Consider the following 25,655-nt stretch of genomic DNA (forward strand, 5'->3'; position numbering starts at 1 on the left):
CGCAACATGAAAAGTCGTTCAGGGTTACTCGTGATCTGTCTCGGGTTGGCGGCCTGCCAGGGCAGCAACCCTTATGTGGCGACATCCAACCCCTTGCCGCCCGCACCGCCTCAGGCGGCCAACACCTTCGACCGCAGCGCCTACCCGGCACCGCCGCGGGATTATGGGCGCTATCGCAGTTGGGCCTGGCTCAACGGTCAGTTACCACCGGGCAGCGCCTGGGCGGACTCGGCGCAGGTCGCCGAAGCGGTCAGCAACGCCCTCGATCAGCGCGGCTTGCGCCCATTGCACGATAACGCCCGCCCGGCCGACCTGTTTGTCAGCGCCGATCTGCATCTGGAAACCCGTTTGCGCCAGGTTCAGGACGACTACGGTTATTACGGCGGCGGTTATGGTGGCTACAACCGCTATGGAAATGGTTACGGCATGTACAACACGGTGCCGATAGTGCGGACTTATCAGGAACAGGTCGTGGTTGTGCGGGTCGATTTGTTCGACGCTCAAAGCGGTCAGCCGGTGTGGAGTGCCAGCGCCGAAACCGGTAATCAGGGCAGCCAGAGCGAGCGTGCCGATGCAATACGGGAGGCTGTAGAAAAGGCCATGTCGGCGTATCCTCCTAGTTAGCTTCTGTTGTTTAGAGGCCTTTCACAGGTTCATGTCTTCAACCGGAGAACCATCATGATCCGCCGTTTCGCTTTACTGGTTGTGGCCGCGTTGCTCAGTGCCTGCGCCGCCAACCGGGTCAATAATGACTTCGATGCCAGCCGCGACTTCGCCGCCTATCGCAGCTGGACCTGGAAGGAACCCGCCCTGCAATATCGCCCCGATGACCCTCGAATCAAGAGCGACCTGACCGAACAGCGCATCCGCCAATCGGTTGCCGATCAACTGGATCAGCGAGGCCTGCGTCCGGCCGCAGCCGGTAGCAATGGTAATTTGAATGTTCAGACCTACCTGATCATCGAAGAACGCCAACAACAGGTGACTACCAACTATGGCGGTGGTTGGGGTAATCCTTGGAACGGTTACTGGGGCGGTCCGATGTACAACGAAACCCGGAACGTGACCTACAAGGTGGCGACCATCCAGATTGATTTGCTCGATGGCAAGGACGGCAAACTGGTGTGGCGTGGCAGCGATGAGCAAATGCTCAGCCGCACGACAAATCCGTCGGATCGCAGCACGGCGATACGCGAAACCGTGGGGCGGATCCTCGCGAACTATCCACCGCACTAAGCACCCAACCACACCCCCTGTGGGAGCGAGCCTGCTCGCGATGACGGTCGTTCAGTCGATACAGATGTCGCCTGATACACCGGTATCGCGAGCAGGCTCGCTCCCACATTTGATCTTTGTCGTCCCCAAATGCTCTGAACACTGGAGATCAAATGTGGGAGCGGCGGTGCGACGATTCGACTTGCTCGCGAAGGCGATCTGACAGACACCAGTGATCAATCAGGCAATCGGCCGCCAATGCCCCACCATGTGCTCAAGATCCCCCGCACCCACCAGTCGAAAGTCCCCACTGGACCCTGCCGCGCTGGCCAGCAACGTCACCTCGCTCGGCAACCGCACCGGTTTCCTGAACTGCACCGCGATCTCGACATTCGCCGTGGGCAGATGCTCACTCAACGCCGCCAATGTCCGGGCCTTGTTCCACAGCCCATGAGCGATGGCTGTCGGGAACCCGAACAATTTGGCGCTGACGGCACTCAGGTGAATCGGGTTGTAGTCACCGGATACCTTGGCGTACTGCCGGCCAATGTCCGCCGGCGCTTTCCAGCGAGCCACTTCCAGCATTTCCAGGGGGGATGCCAGGACTTCCTCGACGGGTTCGCCTTCCAGCTTGACCCCGCGACACAGCATCTGACTTTCAGCCTCCCACAGCGGCCCCAGCTGATCGTCGAGCGACGTCACCAGATCGAACGTTGCACCCTTGGCGTGGGGTTGCAGGTTCTGCACCTGCACGCTGACCCGCACGCGGTTCACCCCGCCCATGGGGCGCAATACGCGAATACGATTGCTCAGGTGAATCAGCCCCAGCAGCGGGAACGGAAATGCCTTGGCCGTGAGCAATTGCATCTGCAAGGCAAACGCCAGGATGTGTGGATAGGTCGGCGGCAGCAAACCGTTGTCGGCAAAACCGCAGACGTTGCGATACGCCGTCAGGCGTTTCAGATCGACCTCGACCCAGCAGCGCAAACCCGTGTCGGGCAACGTGGTGCCGGTGATTTTACGTCGCGTTGCCGCCTGCACGTACAGACCCGTCAGGCTCGGTTCGCGGTTGAGAGTGTGCCAATCGGTGATCATCTTTATGCCCCCAAGACACTTTGTCCGCAGACCCGCAACGCTTGCCCGGTGAACGCGCCGGTCCCCGGTTGAGCGAGCCACGCGACCGCTTCGGCAACGTCTTGTGGCAGGCCGCCCTGGCCCAGTGAACTCATGCGTCGCCCGGCCTCGCGGATGCCAAACGGCAGGTGCGCGGTCATCTGGGTTTCGATGAATCCCGGCGCCACCGCGTTGATGCTGATACCGCGCTGATCCAGCAGCGGTGCCCAGGCCTGGGCCAGACCGATCAGCCCGGCCTTGCTCGCCGCGTAATTGGTCTGCCCGCGATTGCCGGCGATGCCGCTGATGGACGCCAGCAAAATCACACGAGCGTTGTCGTGCAAGGCACCGCTGTCGAGCAGTGCCTTGGTCAGCACTTGCGGCGCGTTGAGGTTGACCGCGAGCACCGCGTCCCAGAATTCCGGGGTCATGTTAGCCAGGGTTTTATCGCGGGTGATGCCAGCGTTGTGGACCACGATGTCGACGCCGTCGGGCAGCAGCTCGATCAACTGCGCGGCGGCATCTTCGGCGCAAATATCCAGGGTGATGCTGCGCCCGCCAAGGCGTGCCGCGAGTGCATCGAGGTCAGTTTTGGCCGGCGGCACGTCGAGCAGAATCACCTCGGCGCCGTCTCGGGCCAGGGTTTCGGCGATCGAGGCGCCAATGCCGCGCGCGGCACCCGTGACCAACGCCTTGCGGCCGGCCAGTGGGCGAGTCCAGTCCGTCACCTGCGTATCGCAGGCGTTCAAGCGGACGACCTGCCCGGACACGAACGCGCTTTTGGGCGAGAGGAAAAACCGCAGCGGCCCTTCGAGTTGATCCTCGGCGCCTTCACCGACATAGATCAGTTGCAGGGTGCCGCCGCTGCGCAGTTCCTTGGCCAGCGAACGGCTGAAACCCTCTATCGCACGCTGAGCACTGGCGGCGAACGGGTCGGTCAATGTCTCTGGCGCACGCCCCAGAATGACCAGGTGCGCGCTGTGATCGAGGTTTTTCATCAGCGGCTGGAAGAACTCGCGCAGCTGTTTGAGCTGGTCGGTCTGCACCAGCTCGCTGGCGTCGAACACCACCGCTTTGAGCTTGGGGCCGTGGCCGGGAATCCACGCGGTGGCCAGGGATGGCTCGGCGCCGTAGCTGTAGATCGCGTCGGTCAGGCGGTTGGCGAAGGCGTTGACTTTCTCCGCCAGCGGGCCGCCACCGATCAACAGTGCCCCTTCGACAGGCCGCAGCCGGCCTGCTTGCCAACGCTCCAGGCGTACCGGAGACGGCAGTCCCAAGGCCCCGACCAGACGATGGCCGATGGACGAATTGGCGAAGTCGATATAACGGTCAGACATGGAACGCACTCCGGCGGCTGGGGTTCAAAGTGTGGACCACGAATGGCAATCAGTCGTTCGATCCACGAGATAAGGCCTACGCTTGAACTCAATAGTGTAGGAGCGAAGCTTGCTCCGGGCGGCGATCCGACGAAGGCGGTGTTTCGTTCAGAGTAGATGTTGAATGTGCTGGCGCCTTCGCGAGCAAGCTTCGCTCCTACAGGGGATGGTGTTTACATTTGATTTTTTTTGACAGGAGCTTTTCATGACTCAGCTGCGCCGCGTCGCGATTATTGGCGGTAACCGTATCCCCTTCGCCCGCTCCAACGGGCCGTACGCCACCGCCAGTAACCAGGCGATGCTCACCGCAGCGCTCGAAGGCCTGATCGAACGCTTCAACCTGCATGGCCTGCGTATCGGCGAAGTGGTCGCGGGAGCGGTCCTCAAGCTATCCCGAGACATGAACCTGACGCGCGAGTGTGTGCTCGGTTCACGGTTGTCCCCCGGCACCCCGGCCTATGACATCCAGCAGGCTTGCGGCACGGGGCTTGAAGCGGCGTTGCTGGTCGCGAACAAGATTGCCCTGGGACAGATCGATTGCGGCATTGCCGGTGGCGTCGATACCACGTCGGACGCGCCGATCAGCGTCAGTGAAGGTTTGCGCAGGGTGCTGCTGCAAGCCAGTCGCGCCAAGACCACCGGCGACAAACTGAAAACGTTTCTGCAACTGCGTCCCCGGGACTTGATCCCGGAGTTCCCGCGCAACGGCGAGCCGCGCACAGGTTTGTCCATGGGCCAACACTGCGAATTGATGGCCCAGACCTGGAACATTCCCCGCGAAGAACAGGATCAACTGGCGCTGGAGAGCCATCGGAATCTGGCGGCCTCGTACACCGAAGGCTGGCACAACGATCTGATGACGCCGTTCCTCGGCCTGACCCGCGACAACAACCTGCGCCCGGACCTGACCCTGGAAAAACTCGCGTCGCTGAAACCAGCCTTCGAGAAAAGCGCCAAGGGCACGATGACGGCGGGCAACTCCACGCCGCTCACCGACGGTGCGTCGCTGGTGCTGCTGGGCAGCGAAGAGTGGGCGAAGGAACGTGGCTTGCCGATCCTCGCGTATTGGCGTGACGGCGAGGCCGCGGCGGTGGATTTCGTCAACGGCGCCGAAGGGCTGTTGATGGCCCCGGTGTATGCGGTGCCGCGTTTGCTGGCGCGCAACGGCCTGACCTTGCAGGACTTCGACTACTACGAAATCCACGAAGCCTTCGCCGCGCAGGTGCTCTGCACACTAAAGGCCTGGGAAGACCCGGAGTATTGCAAAACCCGTCTCGGCCTCGACGCGCCGTTGGGCTCCATCGACCGCAGCCGCCTCAACGTCAAAGGCAGTTCATTGGCGGCCGGGCATCCGTTTGCCGCGACCGGCGGGCGCATCGTCGCCAACCTCGCAAAGTTGCTCGACGCGGCGGGCAAGGGTCGAGGCCTGATCTCGATCTGCGCCGCCGGTGGTCAGGGCGTGACGGCGATTATCGAGCGCTGATCAGTTCGGCTTTCTGCTGCGCGACGCGTTCGCGGTTGCGGTTGGCGTAGTTCTCGGCCATTACCGAGCAGACGATCAGCTGCAACGGGTGATAAATCATGATCGGCAGCAGGATCAAGCCGAGGCCCGGGTTGGCGCCGAAGATCAACGCGGCCATCGGCGCACCCGCCGCCAGGGATTTTTTGCTGGCGCAGAACACCGCCGCGATCTCATCGGCCGGGCTGAATTTCAGGGCGCGGGCGGTGCGGGTGGTCATCCACAGGATGATCGCCAGCAGGATTGCACTGCCGATCAGTGCCGTGAGAATCACGCTGTTGCCCTGTTTTTGCCACATCCCCGAGACCATCGAATTGCAGAACGCCGAGTACACCAGCAGCAGGATCACCAGCTTGTCGACGATATTGGTGTAGCGCTTGTGGCGGGCAAAGAATTTGCCGAGCAGCGGTCGCACCAATTGGCCGAGCATCAGCGGCAACAGCAACATGGCGCAGAGGTCGAGCAGGGTCGAGCCCAGATCGATGCCGCCGGCACCGCTGCCGACCACCAGACTCACCAGCAACGGCGTCAGAAAAATCCCCAGCACGCTGGACAGGCTCGCGTTGAGAATCGCCGCCGGCACGTTGCCGCCTGCGCTGCCGGTCAGGGCCACGGAAGAAGAAATGGTCGACGGCAGGGCGCACAGGTAGAAGAAGCCGAGCATCAGCAGCGACGGAATGTGCGAACCCAACAGCTTGTCGCTCAGTAACCAGATCAGCGGGAACACCGCGAAGGTGAAGCCCTGGATCATCACATGCAGCTTCCAGTTCTTCAGGCCATGGCTGATCTGCTCGCTGGACAGGTTGACCCCGTGCAGGAAGAACACCAGGAACACGCCGATGTTGATCACGTACTCGGCGTGCATCCCGCCGCCCGTGGCGCCGAAGACCGGGAAGAAATACGACAGCAGCGTGGCGATCAGCATGCCGCACAAGAACCAGTCGGTGACCACACGTTTGAGGTGTTTGAAGGCATGCATAACAGGCACCGGATACATTTGTAAGAATTGATGAATTAGCCTAACGTCGCCCCTGTCTGCCGTCTTGCGACATAAGGCCAATCAATGCCGACTAACGGACAACTTTCCCTCGAACGAACGATTCCGACGCTCAAGGCGTTGCCGCGTCCGCTGTTTGCGCGGGCGGAAAGTCTGAATGCCGGGTCGTGGACGCCACCTCATCGCCACGACTGGGTGCAGTTTTCCTACGCCATCAGCGGCGTTCTCGGTGTGCACACCGCTGAGGGCAGCTTCTTTGCGCCGCCGCAGTGGGGGATCTGGATTCCGGCGGATCTTGAGCACCAGGTGGTGACCTCGATGCGCGCCGAGATGCGCAGCCTTTACGTGCGCCGTGAGGATTGCGAATGGGCAGACGGGCGTTGCCGGGTGCTGGAAGTCACGCCGCTGGCCCGGGAGCTGATCAAGAGTTTTTGTCTGCTGCCGGTGGAATATCCACAGGGCGACAGCCAGGAAGCTCGGCTGGTGAATGTGCTGCTGGATCAGTTGGCGAATCTGCCTGAGGTGGGATTTTCCCTGCCGTTGCCGCGGCATGAGCGGTTGCTCGGGTTGTGCAATGAGCTGATCGAAAGCCCGGAGCGCAACGTGACGTTGCAGGAATGGGCGCAGCGCCTGGGGACCTCGGAGAAGACGCTGATGCGCTTGTTCCAGCGCGAGACCGGGTTGAGTTTTCGAGGGTGGCGGCAGCGGATGCGGTTGCTGTCGTCGTTGAGTTTGCTGGAGGAGGGCGACAGCGTGACCAATGCCGCGCTGTCTTGCGGGTATGACTCGACGTCGGCGTTTATTGCGGCGTTCAAGGGGTTATTCGGGTTTACGCCTGGAGAGTTGTTTCGGCAGTGACGCCCTCATCGCGGGCAAGTCGGATCGCCGCACCGCTCGCTCCTACAGTTCTTGTGTCGTACCTGATTTTGGTACTGACGCTATCCTTGTAGGAGCGAGGCTTGCCCGCGAATGGCCGCGAGCGGCCACCGGAATTTTTGGATCAGGTTCTGAAGCGGCGAACCAACCCATCCAGCTCATTCGACAATCCCGCCAGGCTCTGGGAGTCCAGTCGCGCCGAGTTCGCCAGTTCCGCCACCAACTGCGCATCGCCATGGATCTGGCTGATGTGCCGATTGATGTCTTCCGCCACCTGATGCTGTTCTTCCGCCGCCGTGGCGATCTGCGTGTTCATGTCGCGAATCACATCCACTGACTCACGAATCAGCCCGAAACTGCTGCGCGCTTCGCCAATGCGGGTCACCGATTGTTGCGACACTTCCAGGCTCGCGTGCATCTGCTGAGTCACTTGGCTGGTGCGCTTGGCCAGGTTGCCCAGCAAGCCATCGATTTCCGCCGTGGAATCCGCCGTGCGTTTGGCCAGCGCCCGGACTTCATCCGCCACCACCGCAAACCCGCGACCTTGCTCACCAGCCCTAGCCGCTTCAATGGCCGCGTTCAGGGCCAACAGGTTGGTTTGTTCGGCAATCGAGCGAATGGTCCCCAGGATCGACTGAATGTCGTTGCTGTCGCGTTCAAGCTGTTGCATCGATTGCGCCGACTGTTCGATTTCCTGGCTCAAGCGATCAACGCTGGTCACTGCCGCATCAATCTGCTGCTGACCTTGACGCGCCTGGCGCTGCCCACTGTCGGCGGATTCCGCCGCTTGGCTGCAAGAGCGCGCAACTTCGTTGGCGGTGGCGACCATTTCGTGGAACGCCGTGGACACCATGTCCACCGCTTCACGCTGGCGCCCGGCGGCTTCAGCCATGTCGCTGGAGACCTGGGTCGAGCTCTTGGAGGTGGCGAGGATTTTGGTCGCGGCGCCGCCGATGCTTTGGATCAGGTTGCGAATCGCCATCAAAAACTGATTGAACCAGTTGGCCAACTGCGCGGTTTCGTCGCTGCCACGGATTTCCAGGTTCTTGGTCAGGTCGCCTTCACCTTGGGCGATGCCTTCCAGGCCGCTGGCCACGCTGCGGATCGGCCGAACGATGACACTGGCAAAACTGGCGCCGAGGATGGCGAAGACCACCGCCAGTACGGCGGCGATGATTGCGATCAGCCAGGTCAATTGGGTCGCCGAACTCATCACGTCGTTTTGCTTGATCAGGCCGATAAACGTCCAGCCCAGTTGCTCCGACGGCCAGACGTTGGCCATGTAGCGTTCGCCGTTCAACTCGACTTCCACCAGGCCTTTGCCGGCCTTGGCCAGTTGCGCGTAACCCTCGCCCAGGCTGCTTAATGCCTTGAAGTTGTGTTCCGGTTGCTTCGGATCGACCAGCACGGTGCCGGTATTTTCCAGCAACATCAGGTAGCCGGTTTCACCGAGCTTGATCTGTTTGACGATTTCGGTGAGCTGCTTGAGCGTCACGTCGATACTGACCACGCCGCCGTTGCTGCCCAGTTTGTTGTCGATGGTGCGCACGGTGCTCACGTAGGTCGCATCATCCTGGGCCCAGTAATAGGCCTCGGTGCGAAACGGTTTGCCCGGTTTGGCTTGGGCCGCCTTGTACCAGGGGCGCTGGCGCGGGTCGTAATTGCTAAGTTTTGCATCGTCCGGCCAGGACACGTAACCGCCCGCTGCGGTGCCGAGGATGGCATAGGCGTAGGACGGATGGCTGTTACCCAGGTCCTGCAGGAGGCTGAAGACTTTTTTGTCCATCTCGCCTTGCGGAATGCTCTCGGCGTTGGCGCCCATGTAGGTCTTGAGGCTGTCGTCGGAGTTCTTGATCAGGGGTTGCTTGGCCAGGTAATCGACGTTCTGGCTGATGCCGTCGAAAAACAGTTGCATGGCGTTGCTGACCTGACGAATCTCGCGACCGCTGCCGTCGACGAAATTTTCCTTGGCGTCACTGCGCAAATTCAGCACAACGAGGGTGGCGACCAGCACCACGGGCAAGCAGGCGATGATTGCAAACGCCCAGGTCAACTTCTGTTTGATGTTCATCCGCGCTCCAGATTGTTCTTGTAGGCCCACGCAGTGCAGATGACTCGCGGATTATTGGCAGGCGAAAACGGTGTTGATCCACCCGTATCCCTGGGGGCGCCATCGTTATTATTGTCGGAACGATTGTCGGACAAATCACTCTGTCACTGAGGACTTCGGCTGAATGAAGGGGAAATTGAGGCCTGCTGAGAAAAATCCTACGAAGGGTAGGAGTTCGGGTGTCAGCTTCTGTCGCAAATGCCCTCACACCCCATCGTCACCAAGTGGCGCCGGCTCAGCTATGATCTCGGGCGGCCGATGACGACCGGCGGCGGTTGACCGATTTATTCGGCACATTGTGTGCATCACGACGTTCATAGGTCGGCAACCCCTCCCCCGAACGAGTGGATTGCCGTATAACGAATGACTTTCGCGTGTTTGGTAATAAAGGACCCACAATAAAAGCTGATGAAGACTCCAAAACGCATTGAACCCCTGATCGAGGACGGTCTGGTCGACGAGGTGCTGCGCCCACTCATGAGTGGTAAAGAAGCAGCTGTTTATGTGGTGCGCTGCGGTAACGAGCTACGTTGCGCGAAGGTCTACAAGGAGGCGAATAAACGCAGTTTCCGTCAGGCGGCCGAGTATCAGGAAGGCCGCAAGGTGCGCAACAGCCGTCAGGCTCGAGCCATGGCCAAAGGCTCGAAATTCGGCAAGAAAGAAACCGAAGACGCCTGGCAGAACGCCGAAGTGGCGGCGTTGTTCCGTCTGGCCGGTGCTGGTGTTCGGGTTCCAAAGCCGTACGACTTCCTTGAAGGCGTGCTGCTGATGGAACTGGTGGCCGACGAGTACGGTGATGCCGCGCCGCGTCTGAACGACGTGGTGCTGGAACCGGACCAGGCGCGCGAATATCACGCGTTCCTGATTTCGCAGATCGTGCTGATGCTCTGTACCGGTCTGGTGCACGGTGACCTGTCCGAGTTCAACGTGCTGTTGACCCCAACGGGCCCGGTGATCATCGACTTGCCGCAAGCGGTCGACGCGGCGGGCAACAACCACGCGTTCAGCATGCTGGAACGGGACGTGGGCAACATGGCGTCTTACTTCGGCCGGTTTGCGCCGGAGTTGAAAAAGACCAAATACGCCAAGGAAATGTGGGCGTTGTACGAAGCCGGCACCTTGCACCCGGCCAGCGTCTTGACCGGCGAGTTTGACGAGCCGGAAGAGTTGGCTGACGTGGGCGGGATCATGCGTGAGATCGAGGCGGCACGCCTGGATGAAGAGCGCAAACAAGCGGTGCGCGCGGCAGATGACGCGCCACCGGGCAAAACCGAAGAACCGCCTCCACCATGGATGCAGTGATCGGTTAACGAGAAACCCGGCTTCGGCCGGGTTTTTTGGTTCATGACCTGGTAAAAGACCGAGTCGCCTGGTTCGCGGGCAAGCCTCGCTCCTACAGGGATTTGTGTGGCAGCAATATTTTGTAGGAGCGAGGCTTGCCCGCGAAGGCGTCAGTCTGTGCACCCCGGAATTTTCATACCCCCCACACTCAAGGACTGAATGTGAACACCTCCACCCGCAACGCCCAGCTGATCATCGCTGCCCGTCTGGTCTCGGACTTCGGTGCCTTTCTCAACATGGTCGCCCTGGCCACCTACGTTTACCTGCTCAGCAACAGCGCCATGAGCGTCGGCATTTTCCTCGCCAGCCGTGTCGGCGGAGGGATTTTTGCCAGCCTGATCGGCACTTCGTTCTATCGTCGCTGGGCCGGGCGCATGCCGCTGATTGCCTTTGATCTGCTGCGCGCAGGGTTGTTGGGCCTGCTGCTGGTGCTGCCGGTCGCCCAGCAAGCACTGCTTTTACCCTTGATCGCATTCGGCCTGGGGTTCGGCAACTCAATGTTCGCCATCGGCCTCAACAGCCAGTTACCGCATCTGGTCGGAGGCGAATACCTGCTCAAGACCAATGCCTGGATCACTTCGGCATCGTCCGCTGCCATGGTCGGCGGAAGCCTGGTGGCGGGGCTGTTGGTGGCGGCGTTTGGCTTTGAAACGGTGTTTGCGTTGAACGTGGTCACTTATCTGCTGGCCGCGTTGTTCATCCTGCCGTTGCGGTTTTCCCGACCTGCGTCCAGTACTGAGCCAAGTCACCCCAAGGGTGAGTGGTCGGCCCTGCGCCAAGGTCTGCGCAGTACGCCCGTGGTGGCCGCGATGCTAGCCGTCACCATGGCTGACACCCTGGGCAGCGCCGCGCACAACGTTGGTTTTCCGATCATTTCCAGGCTGCTGACTCCGGAGTCGGCCAGCACCACGCTCGGTTTGATGCTGGCGGTCTGGGCCTGCGGAAAACTGATCGGCGCGCGCATCGCCAGTCGCCTGAAAGGTTCGGACAATGCACACCTGGAGCGCCGATTTTTCTTCGGGGTGTTGCTGATGTCCTGCGGCTTCATCCTGATGTTTCAGCAGCAGACCCTCTACGGTTTGCTGTTGTTCTCGTTACCGGCGGGATTGGGTGACGGCTTCTCCGAGGTCGGCCTGATGTCGCGCCTGCAACGTGAACCGGACAGCCTGCGCCTGCCGATCTTCAGCTTGCTGACGCTGCTGCAGATGACCGGGTTCGGCGTCGGCATGTTGATCGCCGCGCCGTTTTACTCGTGGTGGACGCCGGGGGCCGTGGTGCTGCTGTTCCACGGCATTCCCCTGACCACGTTGCTGGTGGTGAAGGCACTCGCGATCAGGGGCGAACGGGTTGCGCGCAGCAGCCCGACTCAAGGTTCTTGAGGATCGGGCAGTCGGGGCGATGGTCGCCCTGACAGTGCTCGACCAGGTCCTGAAGGGTGTCGCGCAACTGACCGAGTTCGCGGATTTTCTGGTTCAGTTCGTCGATGTGTTGGCGGGCCAGGGCCTTCACATCGGCACTGGCCCGCTGGCGATCCTGCCAGAGGGTCAGCAGTTTGCCGACCTCTTCGAGTGAGAAACCCAGGTCCCGGGAGCGCTTGATGAACGCCAGCGTATGCAGGTCGTCGTCGCCATACACGCGGTAGCCGCTGTCGGTGCGATGGGCGGCCTTGAGCAAACCGATGGACTCGTAATAACGAATCATCTTCGCGCTCAGGCCGCTATGGCGGGCTGCTTGGCCGATGTTCATCGGTTGTCCTCCAGATCCTTGGGTTTCCAGGTTTTCAACAGTAGCGCATTGCTCACCACGCTGACGCTCGACAACGCCATCGCCGCGCCGGCCAGCACCGGGTTGAGGAAGCCGAAGGCTGCCAGCGGAATGCCGATCAGGTTATAGACGAATGCCCAGAACAGGTTTTGCCGAATTTTCGCGTAGGTCTTGCGGCTGATTTCCAGCGCGGCGGGCACCAGCCGTGGATCGCCGCGCATCAGGGTGATCCCGGCTGCGTGCATGGCAACGTCGGTGCCACCGCCCATGGCGATGCCGATGTCGGCGGCCGCCAGGGCCGGGGCGTCGTTGATGCCGTCACCGACCATCGCCACCACACCGGTTTTCTTCAGTTCGGCGACGGTGGCGGCTTTGTCTGCCGGCAAGACTTCGGCGTGGACATCGGTAATGCCCAGGGCTTGCGCAACCACTTTGGCACTGCCGCGGTTATCGCCGGTCAGCAGGTGGCTGCTGATGTTGCGTGCGCTGAGCTGTTGCACCGCATGCAAAGCGCCGGGTTTGAGCGTGTCACCGAAGGCGAACAGGCCCAGAATGTTTGGCTCGGGGCTTTGTTCTATCAGCCAGGAGAGGGTGCGGCCTTCGGTTTCCCACGCGGATGCGGAGTCAGCCAATGGCCCTGCGCTCAAACCGCTTTCTTCCAGCAGCCTGCGATTACCCAGCGCCAAACGACGACCGTCGAGGGTGCCGGCGATGCCACGACCGGTCAGCGATTGACTGTCGCTGACATCGGCCACGGTCAAACCGCGTTCGGCGCAAGCGTCCAGAACGGCGTTGGCCAGCGGGTGTTCACTGCCGCGTTGCAGCGCGCCGGCCATTTGCAGCAGGGCGGCTTCGTCACCGTTGATGGCACTCAAATGAGCGATTCGCGGTGCGCCCGAGGTCAGCGTGCCGGTCTTGTCGAACACCACGGCGCTGACTTCATGCGCCCGTTCCAGTGCTTCGGCGTCCTTGATCAGAATTCCGTAGCGGGCGGCGACGCCGGTGCCGGCCATGATCGCAGTCGGCGTGGCCAGGCCCAATGCACAAGGGCAAGCGATGACCAGCACGGCGACGGCATTGATCAACGCGGTTTCCATTGGCGCGCCGTACAACCACCAGCCAATCAAAGTCGCCAATGCGATCAACAGAACGGTCGGCACAAACACCTGACTGACTTTATCCACCAGTTTCTGGATTGGTGCCTTGGCGGCCTGGGCGTCTTCGACCAGACGGATGATCCGCGCCAGCACGGTTTCGGCGCCCAGGGCCTGGGTGCGAACCAGCAACCGGCCTTCACCATTGATCGCGCCGCCAGTGACTTTGTCACCGGGTTGTTTGGGCACCGGCAGGCTTTCGCCGCTGATCAGCGCTTCGTCGGCGTGGCTCTGGCCTTCAATCACTTCACCGTCCACCGGGAAGCGTTCGCCAGGTTTGACCATGACCAGGTCGTTGAGGCGCAAGGCGCTGATGGCGACATCTTGCTCGCGGCCATCGATCACCTGAATCGCGCGCTCCGGGCGCAAGGCTTCGAGGGCGCGGATGGCGCTGGCGGTCTGGCGTTTGGCGCGACTTTCCAGGTATTTGCCCAGCAACACCAAGGCGATCACCACCGCCGAGGCTTCGAAATACAAGTGCGGCATGCGCCCGGCCGCCGTGGCCCATTCATAGAGACTTAAGCCATAGCCGGCGCTGGTGCCCAGGGCGACCAGCAAATCCATGTTGCCGGCCCCGGCGCGCACTGCTTTCCAGGCGGCCACATAAAAACGTGCGCCGAAAATGAACTGCACCGGCGTGGCCAGCGCGAATTGCGCCCAGGCCGGGAGCATCCAGTGCACGCCAAACGGCTGCAGCAGCATCGGCAATACCAGCGGCAAGGCGAGGGCGATCGCCATGATCAACGCCCAACGCTCACGGTGCAGGCGCTGTTGTTGCTGATCGGTTTGCGGGTGTTCGACTTCCCAGACGCTGGCGCTGTAACCGGCCTTGGTCACAGCGGCGATCAAGGCTTGCTGATCGATTTGTCCGAGCAGTTCCAGGTGTGCCCGTTCGTTCGCCAGGTTGACGCTGACGCTTTTCACCCCGGGCACCTTGGCCAGTGCGCGTTCGACGCGGCCGACGCAGGAAGCGCAAGTCATGCCGTCGATGCTCAATTCCAGGCTTTGTTGCGGCACGCTGTAACCGGCCTGCTGCACGGCATCCATCAACGCCGGCAGGCTGTCGCTGGGCGCCTGGACCCGGGCCTGCTCGGTGGCGAGGTTGACGCTGACGGCAGAGGCGCCGATGACTTTGCTCAAGGCACGCTCGACACGCCCGGCGCAACTGGCGCAGGTCATGCCGGCAATCGGCAGATCGAAAGTGGTGGATTCGGACATCGGTCGCGCTCCCTGTAGAAGATGCCTACAGGATCAACCTTGCCATGCTGGCAAGGTCAAGCGCAAAGATCGAGGTGCTCAAACCCGCCCTGTAGGAGCGAGGCTTGCCCGCGAAGGGGCCGTAACATTCAACATTGATACTGAATGCAACGGCCCTTTCGCGGGCAAGCCTCGCTCCTACAGGGGGCGATGGTGGTCAGTAGTCCAGGACAGTGGGCTTGAGGTACATCCCTTCCTGCGTCATCGCAATCCGGAACTTCAACACATCCCCGGCCTTGAGCGTGATGTTCTGCGAACCCGGTGCGAGCATGCCCGGGTTGCAACCCGGTGCCTGGCCCGGCAATAGTTTGAGGCGCAGGGACACATTGCCCGGTGGCAGGTTGAACGAGGTGCTTTGTTCCTGGAACAGTCGCGCCGACAGTTGATCCTGGATGTACACGCCGATCTCGCAGGAGGTCGCGACTTCCAGGCGCTCGCGGGAAATGATCAATACGCCATAGTCCTCCCCGGCGGCTTGAACCGAAGGTGTCGCGGCAAATAGGCTGAGGAAGCCAAACAGGCTGAGAGCTGACCAGCGCATGGCTGAATCTCCTGAAGTCGAGTCATTGATGCACGCAGCTTGGCCGAGCACGACGCCGATTGCCAGCCCGGCAGCTCTCTCCAGAACTTGACCTTGCCATGGTGGCAAGCTCGAGACTGCCCGCAACCCTCATGAAAGGAGCCACACCATGCAAGTGTTCAACGTTCAAGGCATGTCCTGCGGTCACTGCGTCAAAGCCATTACCCAGGCACTGCAAGCCAAGGATCCTGCGGCCAGCGTGCGGGTCGATCTGGCGGCGAAAGAGGTTGGCGTTGAAAGCGCGCTGACGGTCGATCAGGTGATCGCTGCGATTACCGAAGAAGGCTACGACGCCAAACTCGCTTAAGCCCAAGCACGATCCCTGTAGGAGTGAGCCTCGCGATAGCGGTGTGTCATTCAGCGTTGATGTTAACTGACACTCCGCTATCGCGAGCAGGCTCGCTCCTACAGTTTTTATGTTTATCCAGTGATATTTAATAGTTAGCGACCTAACGGAATGTTCAAGGCGTCGATGCGCGGCTAGACTGTCGGGCTGCTGACTTGTGCCCAACTGGATGCCTGATGAACTTCCGTACCATTTTGATTCTTGGCGCCCTCAGCGCTTTCGGTCCGCTGGCGATCGATTTCTACCTGCCGGCGTTCCCGGCGATGGCGCTCGCGTTCGGCACCGATGAGAAGCATGTTCAGCTGACACTGGCCGCGTACTTCCTGGGCCTTTCCCTCGGTCAACTGGCGTACGGACCGGTCGCGGATCGCTTCGGGCGGCGGATTCCATTGCTGACGGGCGTCGGATTGTTCACCGCCGCCTCCCTGGCCTGTGCGTTTGCGCCGAGTCTGGAATGGTTGATCGGTGCACGGTTCATTCAGGCCCTTGGAGGTTGCGCAGGGATGGTGATCGCCCGGGCGGTGGTCAGTGACAAATGCGATGCGGTGGGCTCGGCGAAAGTCTTTTCGCAACTGATGCTGGTGATGGGCCTGGCGCCGATTCTTGCGCCCATGCTGGGCGGGCTGCTGGTCAACACCACGGGCTGGCAGTCAATCTTCTTGGTGCTGACCGGTTTCAGTGCACTGGCGGGTTTGGCCGTGGCGATCGGGTTGCCGGAAAGCCTGCCGGCCCATGTACCGCGTCAACCGCTGTCAGGGGCATTGCGTCAGTACGGTCGGCTGTTGTCGGACCCGGTCTATCTCGGCCACGCCTTGACCGGCGGTATCGCCATTGCCGGGATGTTTGCCTACATCGCCGGTTCACCGTTCGTCTTCATCAAACTCTACGGCGTACCGGCCGAGCACTTCGGCTGGTTGTTCGGCACCAACGCGGCGGGTTTCATTCTGGTGGCGCAGGTCAACGCGCGATTGCTGGCCAAGCGTGGCCCGGCGTTCCTGCTGGTGCGTACCGTGTGGATTTACCTGGGTGCGGGCCTGGCGCTGCTCGCCGTCAGTGCGCTGCACACCGAGCAGTTATGGCCGCTGCTGATTCCACTATTTATCTGCATCGCCAGCCTCGGTTGTATCCTCCCTAACGCCTCGGCCTGCGCCATGAACGGGCAGGGCGCCCGCGCCGGCAGTGCGTCGGCGATGCTCGGTTGCCTGCAATTCAGCGTCGCCGCCGGTGCTGCGGCGTTGGTCGGTGTTTTACACGATGGCAGCGCCATGCCGATGGCCATGGTCATCAGCTTGTGCGGAGTTCTGGTGGTGAGCGCCGCGATGCTCACCCTACGTTTGCAAAATGCCCGGGCGTTGGCGCAAGCCCAGGTCTGAGGACGGACTCAGCCAGCGGCGCGTTGCTGCTGGTCGGGAAATTGATGAGGCGCAAGCAAGCGTGCTTCAAGGGTTCGAGTGAAGGCGCGAGCTTCGGCTTCGCTGCGGAAGGTGACGGCGTGTTGGTCCAGGCGGACCTGCCACTGGGATTTAGCCACTTCTTTTATCAGGATCTTCATTGCTGATCTCTCCTCTAGTAAAAGATGTCACGTAAAAAGATTGTGTCGCAGAGATTTCGATTGTAGACCCGAATACGATCGCAATTGTGACAAGGGTCAATTCTCGGACTGACGGTGTCGTCCAGAGGGACGACACCTGTTTCATTTTGTTTCAGAAGCCTTCGAGGACGATCTTGCCCTTGGACTTGCCGCTTTCCAGCAGCTCATGGGCGCGACGCAGATTGGCTGCGTTGATGGTCCCGAAGTGCTCGCCGACCGTGGTCTTCAGCGTACCGGCGTCGATCAGCCCGGCCACACGGTTGAGCAGTTTGTGCTGCTCGATCATGTCCGCCGTTTCGAACAGCGAGCGGGTGTACATGAACTCCCAGTGCAGCGACAGGCTCTTGCGTTTGAGTTTGGTCACGTCCAGTGCTTTCGGATCATCGATCAGCGCCAGTTTGCCTTGCGGTGCCAACGCCTCGACCAGTTGATCCAGGTGATGATCGGTCTGGGTCAGGCTGGCGACGTGGGTCACATGGTCCACGCCGGCACGCTTGAGTTCTTCGCTCAATGGCTGGCTGTGATCGATCACCAGATCGGCACCCAGTTCACGCACCCAGCTCTGGGTTTGCGCACGGGACGCGGTGCCGATGACGTTCAGCCCGGTGAGCTGGCTGGCCAGTTGCGTGAGGATCGACCCTACTCCGCCAGCTGCGCCGACGATCAGCAGGCTCTGGCCTTCATCGTCTTGACCTTCGCGCACTTGCAGGCGCTCGAAGAGCAATTCCCAGGCGGTGATGGCGGTCAGCGGCAACGCGGCGGCTTCGGCGAAACCGAGTGTTTTCGGCATATGGCCGACGATGCGTTCGTCCACCACGTGCAATTCGCTATTGCCCCCGGCACGGGCGATGGACCCCGCGTAAAACACCTTGTCACCCGCCTTGAACAGCGTGACTTCGCTGCCGACAGCCTTGACCACACCGGCCACGTCCCAACCCAGCACTTTCGCCGCGCCGCCTTCAGGCTGGACGTTCTGACGGACCTTGGTGTCGACCGGGTTGACCGAGATGGCTTTGACTTCCACCAACAGATCCCGCGGACCGGCAACCGGTTCTGGCAGTTCAATGTCTTGCAGGGAATTGGCGTCGCTGATCGGCAAAGCGGCGTAGTAGGCGATGGCTTTCATGTAGGGCTCCAGAACAGTAATAGAAGAAGGGATCAAGCCACAGTGCGCAGGCGCTTGAGTTCGAAGTGCTCGAGAAAATCGCCGGCCTTGGCGCGAAAGTTCTGGACATGGGCGCTGGCGTCATGGGCTTGCAGGGCCTCGTCGCTGCTCCAGTGTTCAATCATGTAAAAAGCCAGCGGATTGGCCAGGTCCTGGTGCAGGTCGTATTGGCTGCAACCGGCTTCGGTCCGGGTCGGTTCCAGCAGCGCACGCAGGTGCTGTTCGAGGACGTCTTGCTGGCCGGCTTTGGCAATGAGGGTGGCAATGGCAGTGAAAGGCTGGGACATGCTCGACTCCAGAGAAGGGATTGATTTCGATGGGCGGATGATTGGCTATTTCTCTGCAAGATAAAACCCGCTAAAAGAGCAGTCTCTTTCAATATTTTTTTGATAATAGGGGCTGTAATGCTGCGTTTCGATGACTTGCAGTTATTCGTCCGGGCTGCGGACCTGGGTAGTTTGTCGGCGGCGGCGCGGGTGATGGACATGTCGGCGGCGGTGGCCAGTGCGGCGTTGAAGCGCATCGAACAGCAACTCGGCGCGCGTTTGTTGGCGCGTTCCACCCGCAGTTTGCGCCTGACCGCCGAAGGTGAGGGCTTTCTGGAGTACGCCCGGGCCGCCCTGAGCAATCTAGATGAGGGTCGCCGTTTACTGGCCAGCGGTCAGGATCAGGTCAGCGGGGTTTTGCAGTTGTCGGCACCGTCGGACTTTGGCCGCAACCTGTTGCTGCCATGGCTCGACGAGTTCCAGCGTGAGCATCCCAAACTGACGGTGCGCCTGTTGTTGGGCGACCGCATCGCCGACCTGTTCCGCCAACCGGTGGACATTGCCCTGCGTTACGGCGAGCCGGAAGACTCAAGCCTGGTGGCACTGCCCATCGCGGCGCAGAACCGCCGTGTGCTCTGCGCGGCACCGAGCTATCTGGCCAGGCATGGCGAGCCGCGGCATCTGGAACAACTGGCTCAGCACAATTGTTTACTGTTCATGCTCGGCAGCCGGGTCCATGACCACTGGAGCTTCCACGACGGCAAACGCGAAGTCGGCCTGACCGTCAGTGGTGATCGTTTCAGTGACGATGCCGATGTTGTCCGTCTGTGGGCAGTGGCGGGGGCGGGGATTGCTTATAAGTCCTGGCTCGATGTCGCCGCCGATGTGCTCGCCGGCCGATTGAAAGTACTGATGCCAGAGTTGCTCTGTGAGCGCGCACCGCTGAATTTGTTGTGCGCCCATCGCGCACAATTGAGTAAGCCGGTGAACCTTCTGAGGGAAATGCTTGCCAGCCGATGCGCTCATTTAAGCAGCCAATTTCCGACGATATCGGGCATCGATCATTAGTCGCAGGCAAATAGCGAAATTTCTGTCAGGAACTATCACCACCCGCGCTTTCCCAAGGGCAGGAACCGGCGGTTAACCCGCTTATACTAGCGCCCGCCTCATGTACGCACCGTCGATCTCGCGATGGCGAGTCCGCGTTCCAGTCGGCACGGTCCCTCGGCCAGCTACCAGACCTTCGCGATACCTGCGAGGCAATGGCACAGGTGAGTGAGGGACTTTGCCCGGCTTATGGCGGTTTCCGCGTCTTGGCCGACGACACATTACTGGTCAAGATGTCTCTGAGCAGCAGACGAAACGATTCAACAGGGAGTGAATACATGGAACATGCACCTTGCATCAGCCAGATCGCCACGTTGCTGGCTGACCCCAAGCGCAGCGCAATGATGTGGGCCTTGATGGACGGCTCGGCGCGGCAGACCGAAGAGCTGGCGCTATTGGCCGGCCTGTCACCGTCTTCGGCCAGTGCACACCTGGGGCGTTTGTCCGCCGGAGGTCTGTTGAAAGTCGAAATCCGTGGGCGCAAACGCTTTTTCCGCCTGGCTGCGCCTGAGGTCGGCGCGGCAATCGAGGCGTTGGCCAGTGCGACGCTGGCGAGTACACCGCAGGAAGTCCCGGACGTTTTCAAACGCACCAGCCCCATTGCCAAACCTCAGGCGGCGCCTTCGTCGTTGTTGCGGGCCAGGCTTTGCGATGACCATTTGGGAGGCACCCTGGCCGCCGATCTTTACCAGCGGCTGCTGGATGCCGGCTGGATCGAGCAGTTCGAACAGCGCGTCATGATTACTCACAAAGGTTCCACTCAGTTGGCCTCGCGCGGGGTGTTCATCCAGGCCCTGGCCCATCGCAACAGCAGAGTCGCGTGCGCGTGTCCCGACTGGAGCGAAAGACGCCCGCACATGGGCGGTTCACTGGGCGCGGCGTTGTTGCAGCTGTTCATGCAGTCTGGCTGGTTGAGCCTGCCCAGCGATTCGCGAGCCTTGCAGATCACGGCCGCGGGGCAGCGGGAGATCCATCGTTTCGCCAAGGAAACCGAGTTGGAAATGGCGCTTTAGAACCGTTTGATGGACTAAGCCGGTAGGGCAGAACACCGAACCTGTGGGAGTGAGCCCTGTGGTGAGGGGATTTATCCCCGTTCGGCTGCGAAGCAGTCGCAAAACCATTGCATACGGTGTATCTGATACTCCGTTATTGCAGGTTTGGGGCCGCTGCGCGACCCAACGGGGCGGTGCGACGTTTCGCTAAATCCCCTCACCACAAAGGCCCGCTCCCATAGGGGTTGTGCGGTGGGGCTTATGGTTTTACCAAACGGGCATCCAGGCTGTTCTGCGCCAGTCGTTTGGCCTGATCCTGGGTCATGCCCAGATCGGTGTACAGCGCATGGAAGTTCTCTGTCACATACCCGCCAAAGTACGCCGGGTCATCCGAGTTCACGGTCACTTTCACGCCACGCTCAAGCATGTCGAGGATGTTGTGCTGGGACATGTGGTCGAACACGCAGAGCTTGGTGTTGGACAGCGGGCACACGGTCAGCGGGATCTGCTCGTCGATGATCCGCTGCATCAGACGCTCGTCTTCGATGGCGCGCACGCCATGGTCGATGCGCTGGATTTTCAGCAGGTCGAGGGCTTCCCAGATGTACTCGGGCGGGCCTTCTTCACCGGCGTGGGCGACGGTCAGGAAGCCTTCGTGGCGGGCACGATCGAACACGCGCTGGAACTTGCTCGGCGGGTGACCCATTTCCGAACTGTCCAGGCCGACAGCCACAAACGCCTCGCGAAACGGCAGTGCCTGCTCGAGGGTTTTCTGGGCTTCTTCTTCGCTCAAGTGACGCAGGAAGCTCAGGATCAAACCGCTGGTGATGCCCAGTTGCTGCTCGCCATCCTTCAGCGCCGCCGCGATGCCGTTGAGCACCACTTCGAACGGCACGCCACGGTCGGTGTGGGTCTGCGGGTCGAAGAACGGTTCGGTGTGAATCACGTTCTGCGCCTTGCAACGCAACAGGTAGGCCCAGGTCAGGTCGTAGAAATCCTGCGAGGTGCGCAACACGTCAGCGCCCTTGTAGTACAGGTCGAGAAACTCTTGCAGGTTGTTGAAGGCGTACGCCTTGCGCAGGGTTTCGACATCGCTCCACGGCAGGGCGATCTTGTTGCGTTCGGCCAGGGCGAACAGCAACTCAGGCTCCAGCGAACCCTCGAGGTGCAGGTGCAGTTCTGCCTTGGGCAGGGCGTTCAGCCAGTCGTACATAGTCTTTTCTCATCAGGTGCAGATGGCGAGCATTCTACAGATGCCTGTGGAAACAATTAGCAAAACCTGACCAGCCGGTTCATCACACCGCTGGCTGCTCCCGTCGATAGGCGTAGGTCTCGGCGAAGCGCGAGAGCAGGAATTCGGCGCAGGTGGTGGCCGGGTATTTCGCCGGGTGCAACTCGTCCTGGCAACCGGGCAGGCATTCAATCGGAGTGTCGGGGTGGGGTTCGGCGAAAAACGGCATCGAATATCGATCGACGCCCAGCGGGCTGATCACCCGGTGCGGCGTCGACACGTAACGGTCGTTGCTCCAGCGCGCCATCATGTCGCCGAGGTTGACCACGAACGTGCCTTCGATTGGCGGCGCGTCGATCCACTCGCCTTTTACGTTGCGCACTTGCAGGCCGCCGGCAGCGTCCTGATACAACAGGGTGATGCAGCCGTAATCGGTGTGGGCGCCGGCGCCTTGCTGATCGATGGAACTGGCGGTGTGGCGCGGCGGGTAGTGAATCATCCGCAGTACGCTGACCGGGTCAACGAAACGTGTGTCGAAGAAGTCGCGCTCAGTGTCCAGCGCCATCGTCATGGCTCGCAACAGGGTTTGGGCGAGCGCCTGCATGTCGACGTAGTGTTGCTCCATCAAGGCTTCCCAGCCGGGCATCGCTGGATGACGGTTGGGGCCGCGCAACGGTTTTTCCGCCAGCACTTGCGGATGATCGGCCGGCAGGTGCAGGCCCATGTCGAAGGTTTCTTTCAGGTCGCTGGGTTTGCTCGGGTCAAGTTGCTCGGTCGCGATGGCGCCGTAGCCGCGATGGTGTCGGGTCTGGGTGATGTCGATCTTGAGCTTTTCGGCGACGGGCAGGGCGAAGAAGCGTTGAGCATGGTCGAGTACGGCATCGATGCGCGAAGGGCTGATCGGGTGACCCTTGATGTAAAAAAAGCCCCATTCGCGGCAGGCGTGGTCGATTTGCGTGGCGATGGATTGCCAGGCGGTTTGGTCAGCGCTGTAGAGCGGGGTGATGTCGATGATAGGAAGACTGTTCATACACAATTCTCAAGAACGCTGAAAATTCATTGTGGGAGTGAGCCTGCTCGCGATGAGGCCTTCAAATTCAACATCCATGTTGACTGATAGTCAGCTATCGCGAGCAGGCTCACTCCCACAGGGATTTGTGTTCGCCTTGGGAGTTACTTCGGGATGTCGGCCTTCATGCCCTCAACGTAGTAGTTCATCGACGCCAGTTCCGCATTGCTCGCTGTCGCGCCCGCCGCGATTTTCTCGGTGCCGGCCTGATCTTTGATCGGCCCGGTGAACGGGTGGAAGGCGCCGCTCTTGATGTCCGCAATGATCTGCTCGGCCTCGGTTTTCACTGCCGCAGGCACCAGGTCACTGATTGGCAGTTCAACCGTGCCTTCTTTCAACCCGCCCCAGTAGTCCTGCGACTTCCACGTGTGATCGAGCACGCTTTGGGTCGCCTGAATGTAATGCGGGCCCCAGTCGTTGACGATCGAAGTCAGAACGGCTTTCGGCCCGAAGTGCGCCATGTCCGAAGCGTAGCCCACGGCGTACACGCCGCGACGTTCAGCAGCCTGAATCGGCGCAGGGCTGTCGGTGTGCTGGAACACCACGTCCACGCCCTGGTCGATCAGCGCATTGGCGGCATCGGCTTCCTTGCCCGGGTCGAACCAGGAATTGACCCACACCACCTTGATCTCGGTGCCGGGGTTGTACTTGTTCAGGGCCAGTTGAATGGCGTTGATGTCGCGGATCACTTCCGGGATCGGAAAGGATGCGACATAGCCGATCTTCTTGGTCCTGGTCATCTTCGCCGCGAGGAAACCGCCGACGTAGCGACCTTCATAGGTGCGAGCGAGGTAGGTGCCGAGGTTCTTGTCCTGCTTGTAGCCGGTGGCGTGTTCGAAGGTCACCTTGGGAAATTGCTTGGCGACTTTCAGGGTCGGGTTCATGTAGCCGAAGGACGTGGTGAAGATCAGGTCGTAGTTGTCCTTGGCCATGTTGCGGATCACCCGCTCGGCGTCGGCCCCTTCGGCGACGTTCTCCACGTAGTTGGTGGTGATCTGATTGCCGAACTGTTCGGCCAGCGCCTTGCGCCCCTGTTCATGCTGATACGTCCAGCCGTGGTCACCGATCGGACCGATATAGACGAAGCCGACTTTCAGCGGGTCGGCGGCACTGGCGGTCAGGCTCGCGCTCAGACCGATGGCCGCGGCAACGGCGCAAAGCAGCTTCTTCAACGGACGTTTGTGCATGAATTCGAACTCCATGTTGTTGTGAGGTTGGCAGGGGCAATGCAAATTGCTGACCAACAGGACAACAAACAAGCCGGAACCGTGTAACGGCCTTCGCGGGCAAGCCTCGCTCCTACAAGAGCGACGTGAACCCGTAGGAGCGAGGCTTGCCCGCGAAGGGGTCGGTAAGGCCGATAAAAGTGCATGGCCATGCACAGCCGCCATCCACTGGTGCGCTAAGGTGTAACGAAACGTTAGCGCCGCCCCGCAGTCAGTAGCTCATCACTCTGTTTGCTTCATTCGGCAAAAAAAGGCCCGCAATGCTCACACTCCTCAAGCAAGAAAAGTTTCTGCTGCTGGCCCTGATTGCCGCCTTCATCGCCTACCCGCTGGAACACTGGATGCTGCACAGCGGCCAACCCATCGCGTTGACCGCCGGCCTGGTGCTGATCGCGTTTATCGTCGTCGCCTCCATGCGCGTTGCCCATCACGCCGAACTGCTCGCTGAAAAAGTCGGCGACCCTTACGGCACGATGATCCTGACCCTGGCCGCGGTGCTGGTGGAAGTGGTGATCCTGGCGATCATGATGAGCAACGAGGCATCACCCACGCTGGTGCGCGACACGATTTATTCGGCGGTGATGCTCGACATCAACGGCATCCTCGGCCTGGCCGCGTTGATGGGTGGGATCAAGCATGGCGAACAGTCGTACAACGATGACTCGGCCCGCAGTTACAGCGTGATGATCCTCACCGCCATGGGCGTTTCCATGGTGGTGCCGGAGTTCATTCCCGAGGCCAACTGGAAGATTTATTCGGCGTTCACGATTGGCGCGATGGTCGTGCTCTACACCCTGTTCCTGCGTATGCAGGTCGGGCCGCACAGTTATTTCTTCAGTTACAGCTACCCGGAAAAACGTCGCAAGAAAGTACCGGAAGAGGAACCTGAGCCGGTCAATCTGGCGCTGAGTATTGGCACGTTGGTGTTTGGCGTGGTGGTCATCGGCGCCTTGGCCGAAGTGATGTCCAAGACCCTTGATCTGGGCCTGGAAGGCACGGGCGCACCGCCGGTGATCACGGCGATCCTGGTAGCGGCCATTTCCGCAGCGCCGGAGATTCTGACCGCGTTGCGCGCGGCCTTGGCCAATCGCATGCAGTCGGTGGTCAACATCGCCATGGGCGCGTCATTGTCGACGGTGATCCTGACGGTGCCGGTGATGGAAGCGATGGCGCTCTACACCGGCCAGCCGTTCCAGATGGCAATGACCCCGGTGCAGACGGTGATGATCTTCCTCACCCTGATCGTCAGCGCGATCAACCTCAACGACGGCGAAACCAATGCCATCGAAGGCATGACGCATTTCGTGTTGTTTGCGACGTTTATCATGTTGTCGCTGCTGGGCCTCTGAACACACCACAA

Annotated in this window: 24 protein-coding genes and 1 pseudogene; 11 read left to right on the forward strand and 14 right to left on the reverse strand. The window is 60.8% G+C overall.

From position 1 onward, the window contains the following. The first annotated feature begins 6 nt into the window (after positions 1-6). Both ACYZTY_RS01830 and ACYZTY_RS01835 read left to right on the forward strand, forming a co-directional pair. Complete coding sequence (locus tag ACYZTY_RS01830) at positions 7-624, forward strand: DUF4136 domain-containing protein (RefSeq protein ID WP_461957065.1); 618 nt, start codon at positions 7-9, stop codon at positions 622-624. 54 nt (positions 625-678) lie between these two features. Then, positions 679-1,236, forward strand: a complete 558-nt coding sequence (locus ACYZTY_RS01835) for a DUF4136 domain-containing protein (RefSeq protein ID WP_461957066.1) — start codon at positions 679-681, stop codon at positions 1,234-1,236. 219 nt (positions 1,237-1,455) lie between these two features. Here the strand turns inward: ACYZTY_RS01835 and ACYZTY_RS01840 are convergent, their stop codons facing one another. Further along, a complete protein-coding gene (locus ACYZTY_RS01840; RefSeq protein WP_461957067.1) occupies positions 1,456-2,310 on the reverse strand; it encodes a MaoC family dehydratase in 855 nt (284 codons plus the stop codon). 2 nt (positions 2,311-2,312) lie between these two features. Continuing rightward, on the reverse strand, positions 2,313-3,665 hold the full coding sequence (locus ACYZTY_RS01845) for a 3-oxoacyl-ACP reductase (RefSeq protein ID WP_461957068.1): 1,353 nt from the start codon (positions 3,663-3,665) through the stop codon (positions 2,313-2,315). Positions 3,666-3,909: 244 nt separating this feature from the next. Between ACYZTY_RS01845 and ACYZTY_RS01850 the strand changes: the two genes are divergently transcribed. Further along, on the forward strand, positions 3,910-5,187 hold the full coding sequence (locus ACYZTY_RS01850; RefSeq protein ID WP_461957069.1) for an acetyl-CoA C-acetyltransferase: 1,278 nt from the start codon (positions 3,910-3,912) through the stop codon (positions 5,185-5,187). Here the strand turns inward: ACYZTY_RS01850 and ACYZTY_RS01855 are convergent. After that, positions 5,174-6,202: a bile acid:sodium symporter family protein gene (locus tag ACYZTY_RS01855; protein WP_461957070.1), complete on the reverse strand. Its 1,029-nt coding sequence runs from the start codon at positions 6,200-6,202 to the stop codon at positions 5,174-5,176. The two genes, ACYZTY_RS01850 and ACYZTY_RS01855, sit on opposite strands and share 14 nt — an antisense overlap. Before the next feature lie 84 nt (positions 6,203-6,286). Between ACYZTY_RS01855 and ACYZTY_RS01860 the strand changes: the two genes are divergently transcribed. Further along, on the forward strand, positions 6,287-7,078 hold the full coding sequence (locus ACYZTY_RS01860) for an AraC family transcriptional regulator (RefSeq protein ID WP_461957071.1): 792 nt from the start codon (positions 6,287-6,289) through the stop codon (positions 7,076-7,078). A gap of 142 nt (positions 7,079-7,220) precedes the next feature. Here the strand turns inward: ACYZTY_RS01860 and ACYZTY_RS01865 are convergent, their stop codons facing one another. Together ACYZTY_RS01865 and ACYZTY_RS01870 are read right to left on the reverse strand one after the other, a co-directional pair. Continuing rightward, complete coding sequence (locus ACYZTY_RS01865) at positions 7,221-8,078, reverse strand: methyl-accepting chemotaxis protein (protein ID WP_461959235.1); 858 nt, start codon at positions 8,076-8,078, stop codon at positions 7,221-7,223. Between the two features lie 48 nt (positions 8,079-8,126). After that, a pseudogene (locus ACYZTY_RS01870) lies at positions 8,127-9,167 on the reverse strand (cache domain-containing protein); the annotation flags it as partial. Positions 9,168-9,614: 447 nt separating this feature from the next. On the opposite strand from ACYZTY_RS01870, the gene ACYZTY_RS01875 reads away from it, so the two are divergent. Beyond that, positions 9,615-10,508, forward strand: coding sequence for a PA4780 family RIO1-like protein kinase (locus ACYZTY_RS01875; RefSeq protein WP_461957072.1), 894 nt, complete (start codon positions 9,615-9,617; stop codon positions 10,506-10,508). A gap of 200 nt (positions 10,509-10,708) precedes the next feature. Beyond that, the gene (locus tag ACYZTY_RS01880; protein ID WP_461957073.1) at positions 10,709-11,926 is read left to right on the forward strand and encodes an MFS transporter; all 1,218 of its coding nucleotides are present in this window, start codon (positions 10,709-10,711) and stop codon (positions 11,924-11,926) included. Here the strand turns inward: ACYZTY_RS01880 and cueR are convergent. The 3 genes from cueR to ACYZTY_RS01895 form a co-directional block, all read right to left on the reverse strand. Beyond that, entirely contained in the window at positions 11,880-12,293 is a 414-nt protein-coding gene (gene cueR / locus ACYZTY_RS01885; protein ID WP_461957074.1) for a Cu(I)-responsive transcriptional regulator, read from the reverse strand. The genes ACYZTY_RS01880 and cueR overlap by 47 nt on opposite strands. After that, a complete protein-coding gene (locus tag ACYZTY_RS01890) occupies positions 12,290-14,683 on the reverse strand; it encodes a heavy metal translocating P-type ATPase (protein ID WP_461957075.1) in 2,394 nt (797 codons plus the stop codon). Before ACYZTY_RS01890 ends, cueR begins: the two co-directional genes overlap by 4 nt. A 196-nt stretch (positions 14,684-14,879) precedes the next feature. Continuing rightward, the gene (locus ACYZTY_RS01895; protein ID WP_131058927.1) at positions 14,880-15,263 is read right to left on the reverse strand and encodes a hypothetical protein; all 384 of its coding nucleotides are present in this window, start codon (positions 15,261-15,263) and stop codon (positions 14,880-14,882) included. A gap of 148 nt (positions 15,264-15,411) precedes the next feature. Here ACYZTY_RS01895 and ACYZTY_RS01900 point away from each other — a divergent pair, with 148 nt between their 5' ends. Together ACYZTY_RS01900 and ACYZTY_RS01905 are read left to right on the forward strand one after the other, a co-directional pair. Beyond that, positions 15,412-15,609: a cation transporter gene (locus ACYZTY_RS01900; RefSeq protein WP_461957076.1), complete on the forward strand. Its 198-nt coding sequence runs from the start codon at positions 15,412-15,414 to the stop codon at positions 15,607-15,609. Positions 15,610-15,824: 215 nt separating this feature from the next. Beyond that, the gene (locus ACYZTY_RS01905; RefSeq protein WP_461957077.1) at positions 15,825-17,021 is read left to right on the forward strand and encodes a multidrug effflux MFS transporter; all 1,197 of its coding nucleotides are present in this window, start codon (positions 15,825-15,827) and stop codon (positions 17,019-17,021) included. A gap of 8 nt (positions 17,022-17,029) precedes the next feature. Here ACYZTY_RS01905 and ACYZTY_RS01910 read toward each other — a convergent pair whose 3' ends face one another. From ACYZTY_RS01910 to ACYZTY_RS01920, 3 genes are all read right to left on the reverse strand, one after another. Continuing rightward, a complete protein-coding gene (locus ACYZTY_RS01910) occupies positions 17,030-17,200 on the reverse strand; it encodes a hypothetical protein (protein WP_438659711.1) in 171 nt (56 codons plus the stop codon). A gap of 151 nt (positions 17,201-17,351) precedes the next feature. After that, on the reverse strand, positions 17,352-18,365 hold the full coding sequence (locus ACYZTY_RS01915; protein WP_461957078.1) for a zinc-binding alcohol dehydrogenase family protein: 1,014 nt from the start codon (positions 18,363-18,365) through the stop codon (positions 17,352-17,354). 32 nt (positions 18,366-18,397) lie between these two features. Continuing rightward, the gene (locus ACYZTY_RS01920) at positions 18,398-18,691 is read right to left on the reverse strand and encodes a putative quinol monooxygenase (RefSeq protein WP_461957079.1); all 294 of its coding nucleotides are present in this window, start codon (positions 18,689-18,691) and stop codon (positions 18,398-18,400) included. Positions 18,692-18,808: 117 nt separating this feature from the next. Here ACYZTY_RS01920 and ACYZTY_RS01925 point away from each other — a divergent pair, with 117 nt between their 5' ends. Beyond that, entirely contained in the window at positions 18,809-19,738 is a 930-nt protein-coding gene (locus tag ACYZTY_RS01925; protein WP_461957080.1) for a LysR family transcriptional regulator, read from the forward strand. A 317-nt stretch (positions 19,739-20,055) separates the two neighbouring features. Beyond that, complete coding sequence (locus tag ACYZTY_RS01930; RefSeq protein ID WP_461957081.1) at positions 20,056-20,790, forward strand: ArsR/SmtB family transcription factor; 735 nt, start codon at positions 20,056-20,058, stop codon at positions 20,788-20,790. A 238-nt stretch (positions 20,791-21,028) separates the two neighbouring features. Here ACYZTY_RS01930 and ACYZTY_RS01935 read toward each other — a convergent pair whose 3' ends face one another. From ACYZTY_RS01935 to ACYZTY_RS01945, 3 genes are all read right to left on the reverse strand, one after another. Further along, entirely contained in the window at positions 21,029-21,982 is a 954-nt protein-coding gene (locus ACYZTY_RS01935) for an adenosine deaminase (RefSeq protein ID WP_461957082.1), read from the reverse strand. An 82-nt stretch (positions 21,983-22,064) separates the two neighbouring features. Continuing rightward, the gene (locus ACYZTY_RS01940; RefSeq protein ID WP_461957083.1) at positions 22,065-23,030 is read right to left on the reverse strand and encodes an isopenicillin N synthase family dioxygenase; all 966 of its coding nucleotides are present in this window, start codon (positions 23,028-23,030) and stop codon (positions 22,065-22,067) included. A 143-nt stretch (positions 23,031-23,173) separates the two neighbouring features. Next, positions 23,174-24,256, reverse strand: coding sequence for a BMP family ABC transporter substrate-binding protein (locus ACYZTY_RS01945; RefSeq protein ID WP_461957084.1), 1,083 nt, complete (start codon positions 24,254-24,256; stop codon positions 23,174-23,176). 299 nt (positions 24,257-24,555) lie between these two features. On the opposite strand from ACYZTY_RS01945, the gene ACYZTY_RS01950 reads away from it, so the two are divergent. Further along, complete coding sequence (locus tag ACYZTY_RS01950) at positions 24,556-25,644, forward strand: calcium:cation antiporter (RefSeq protein ID WP_461957085.1); 1,089 nt, start codon at positions 24,556-24,558, stop codon at positions 25,642-25,644. Positions 25,645-25,655 lie beyond the last annotated feature (11 nt).

The organism is Pseudomonas sp. LB1P83 (assembly GCF_054897885.1).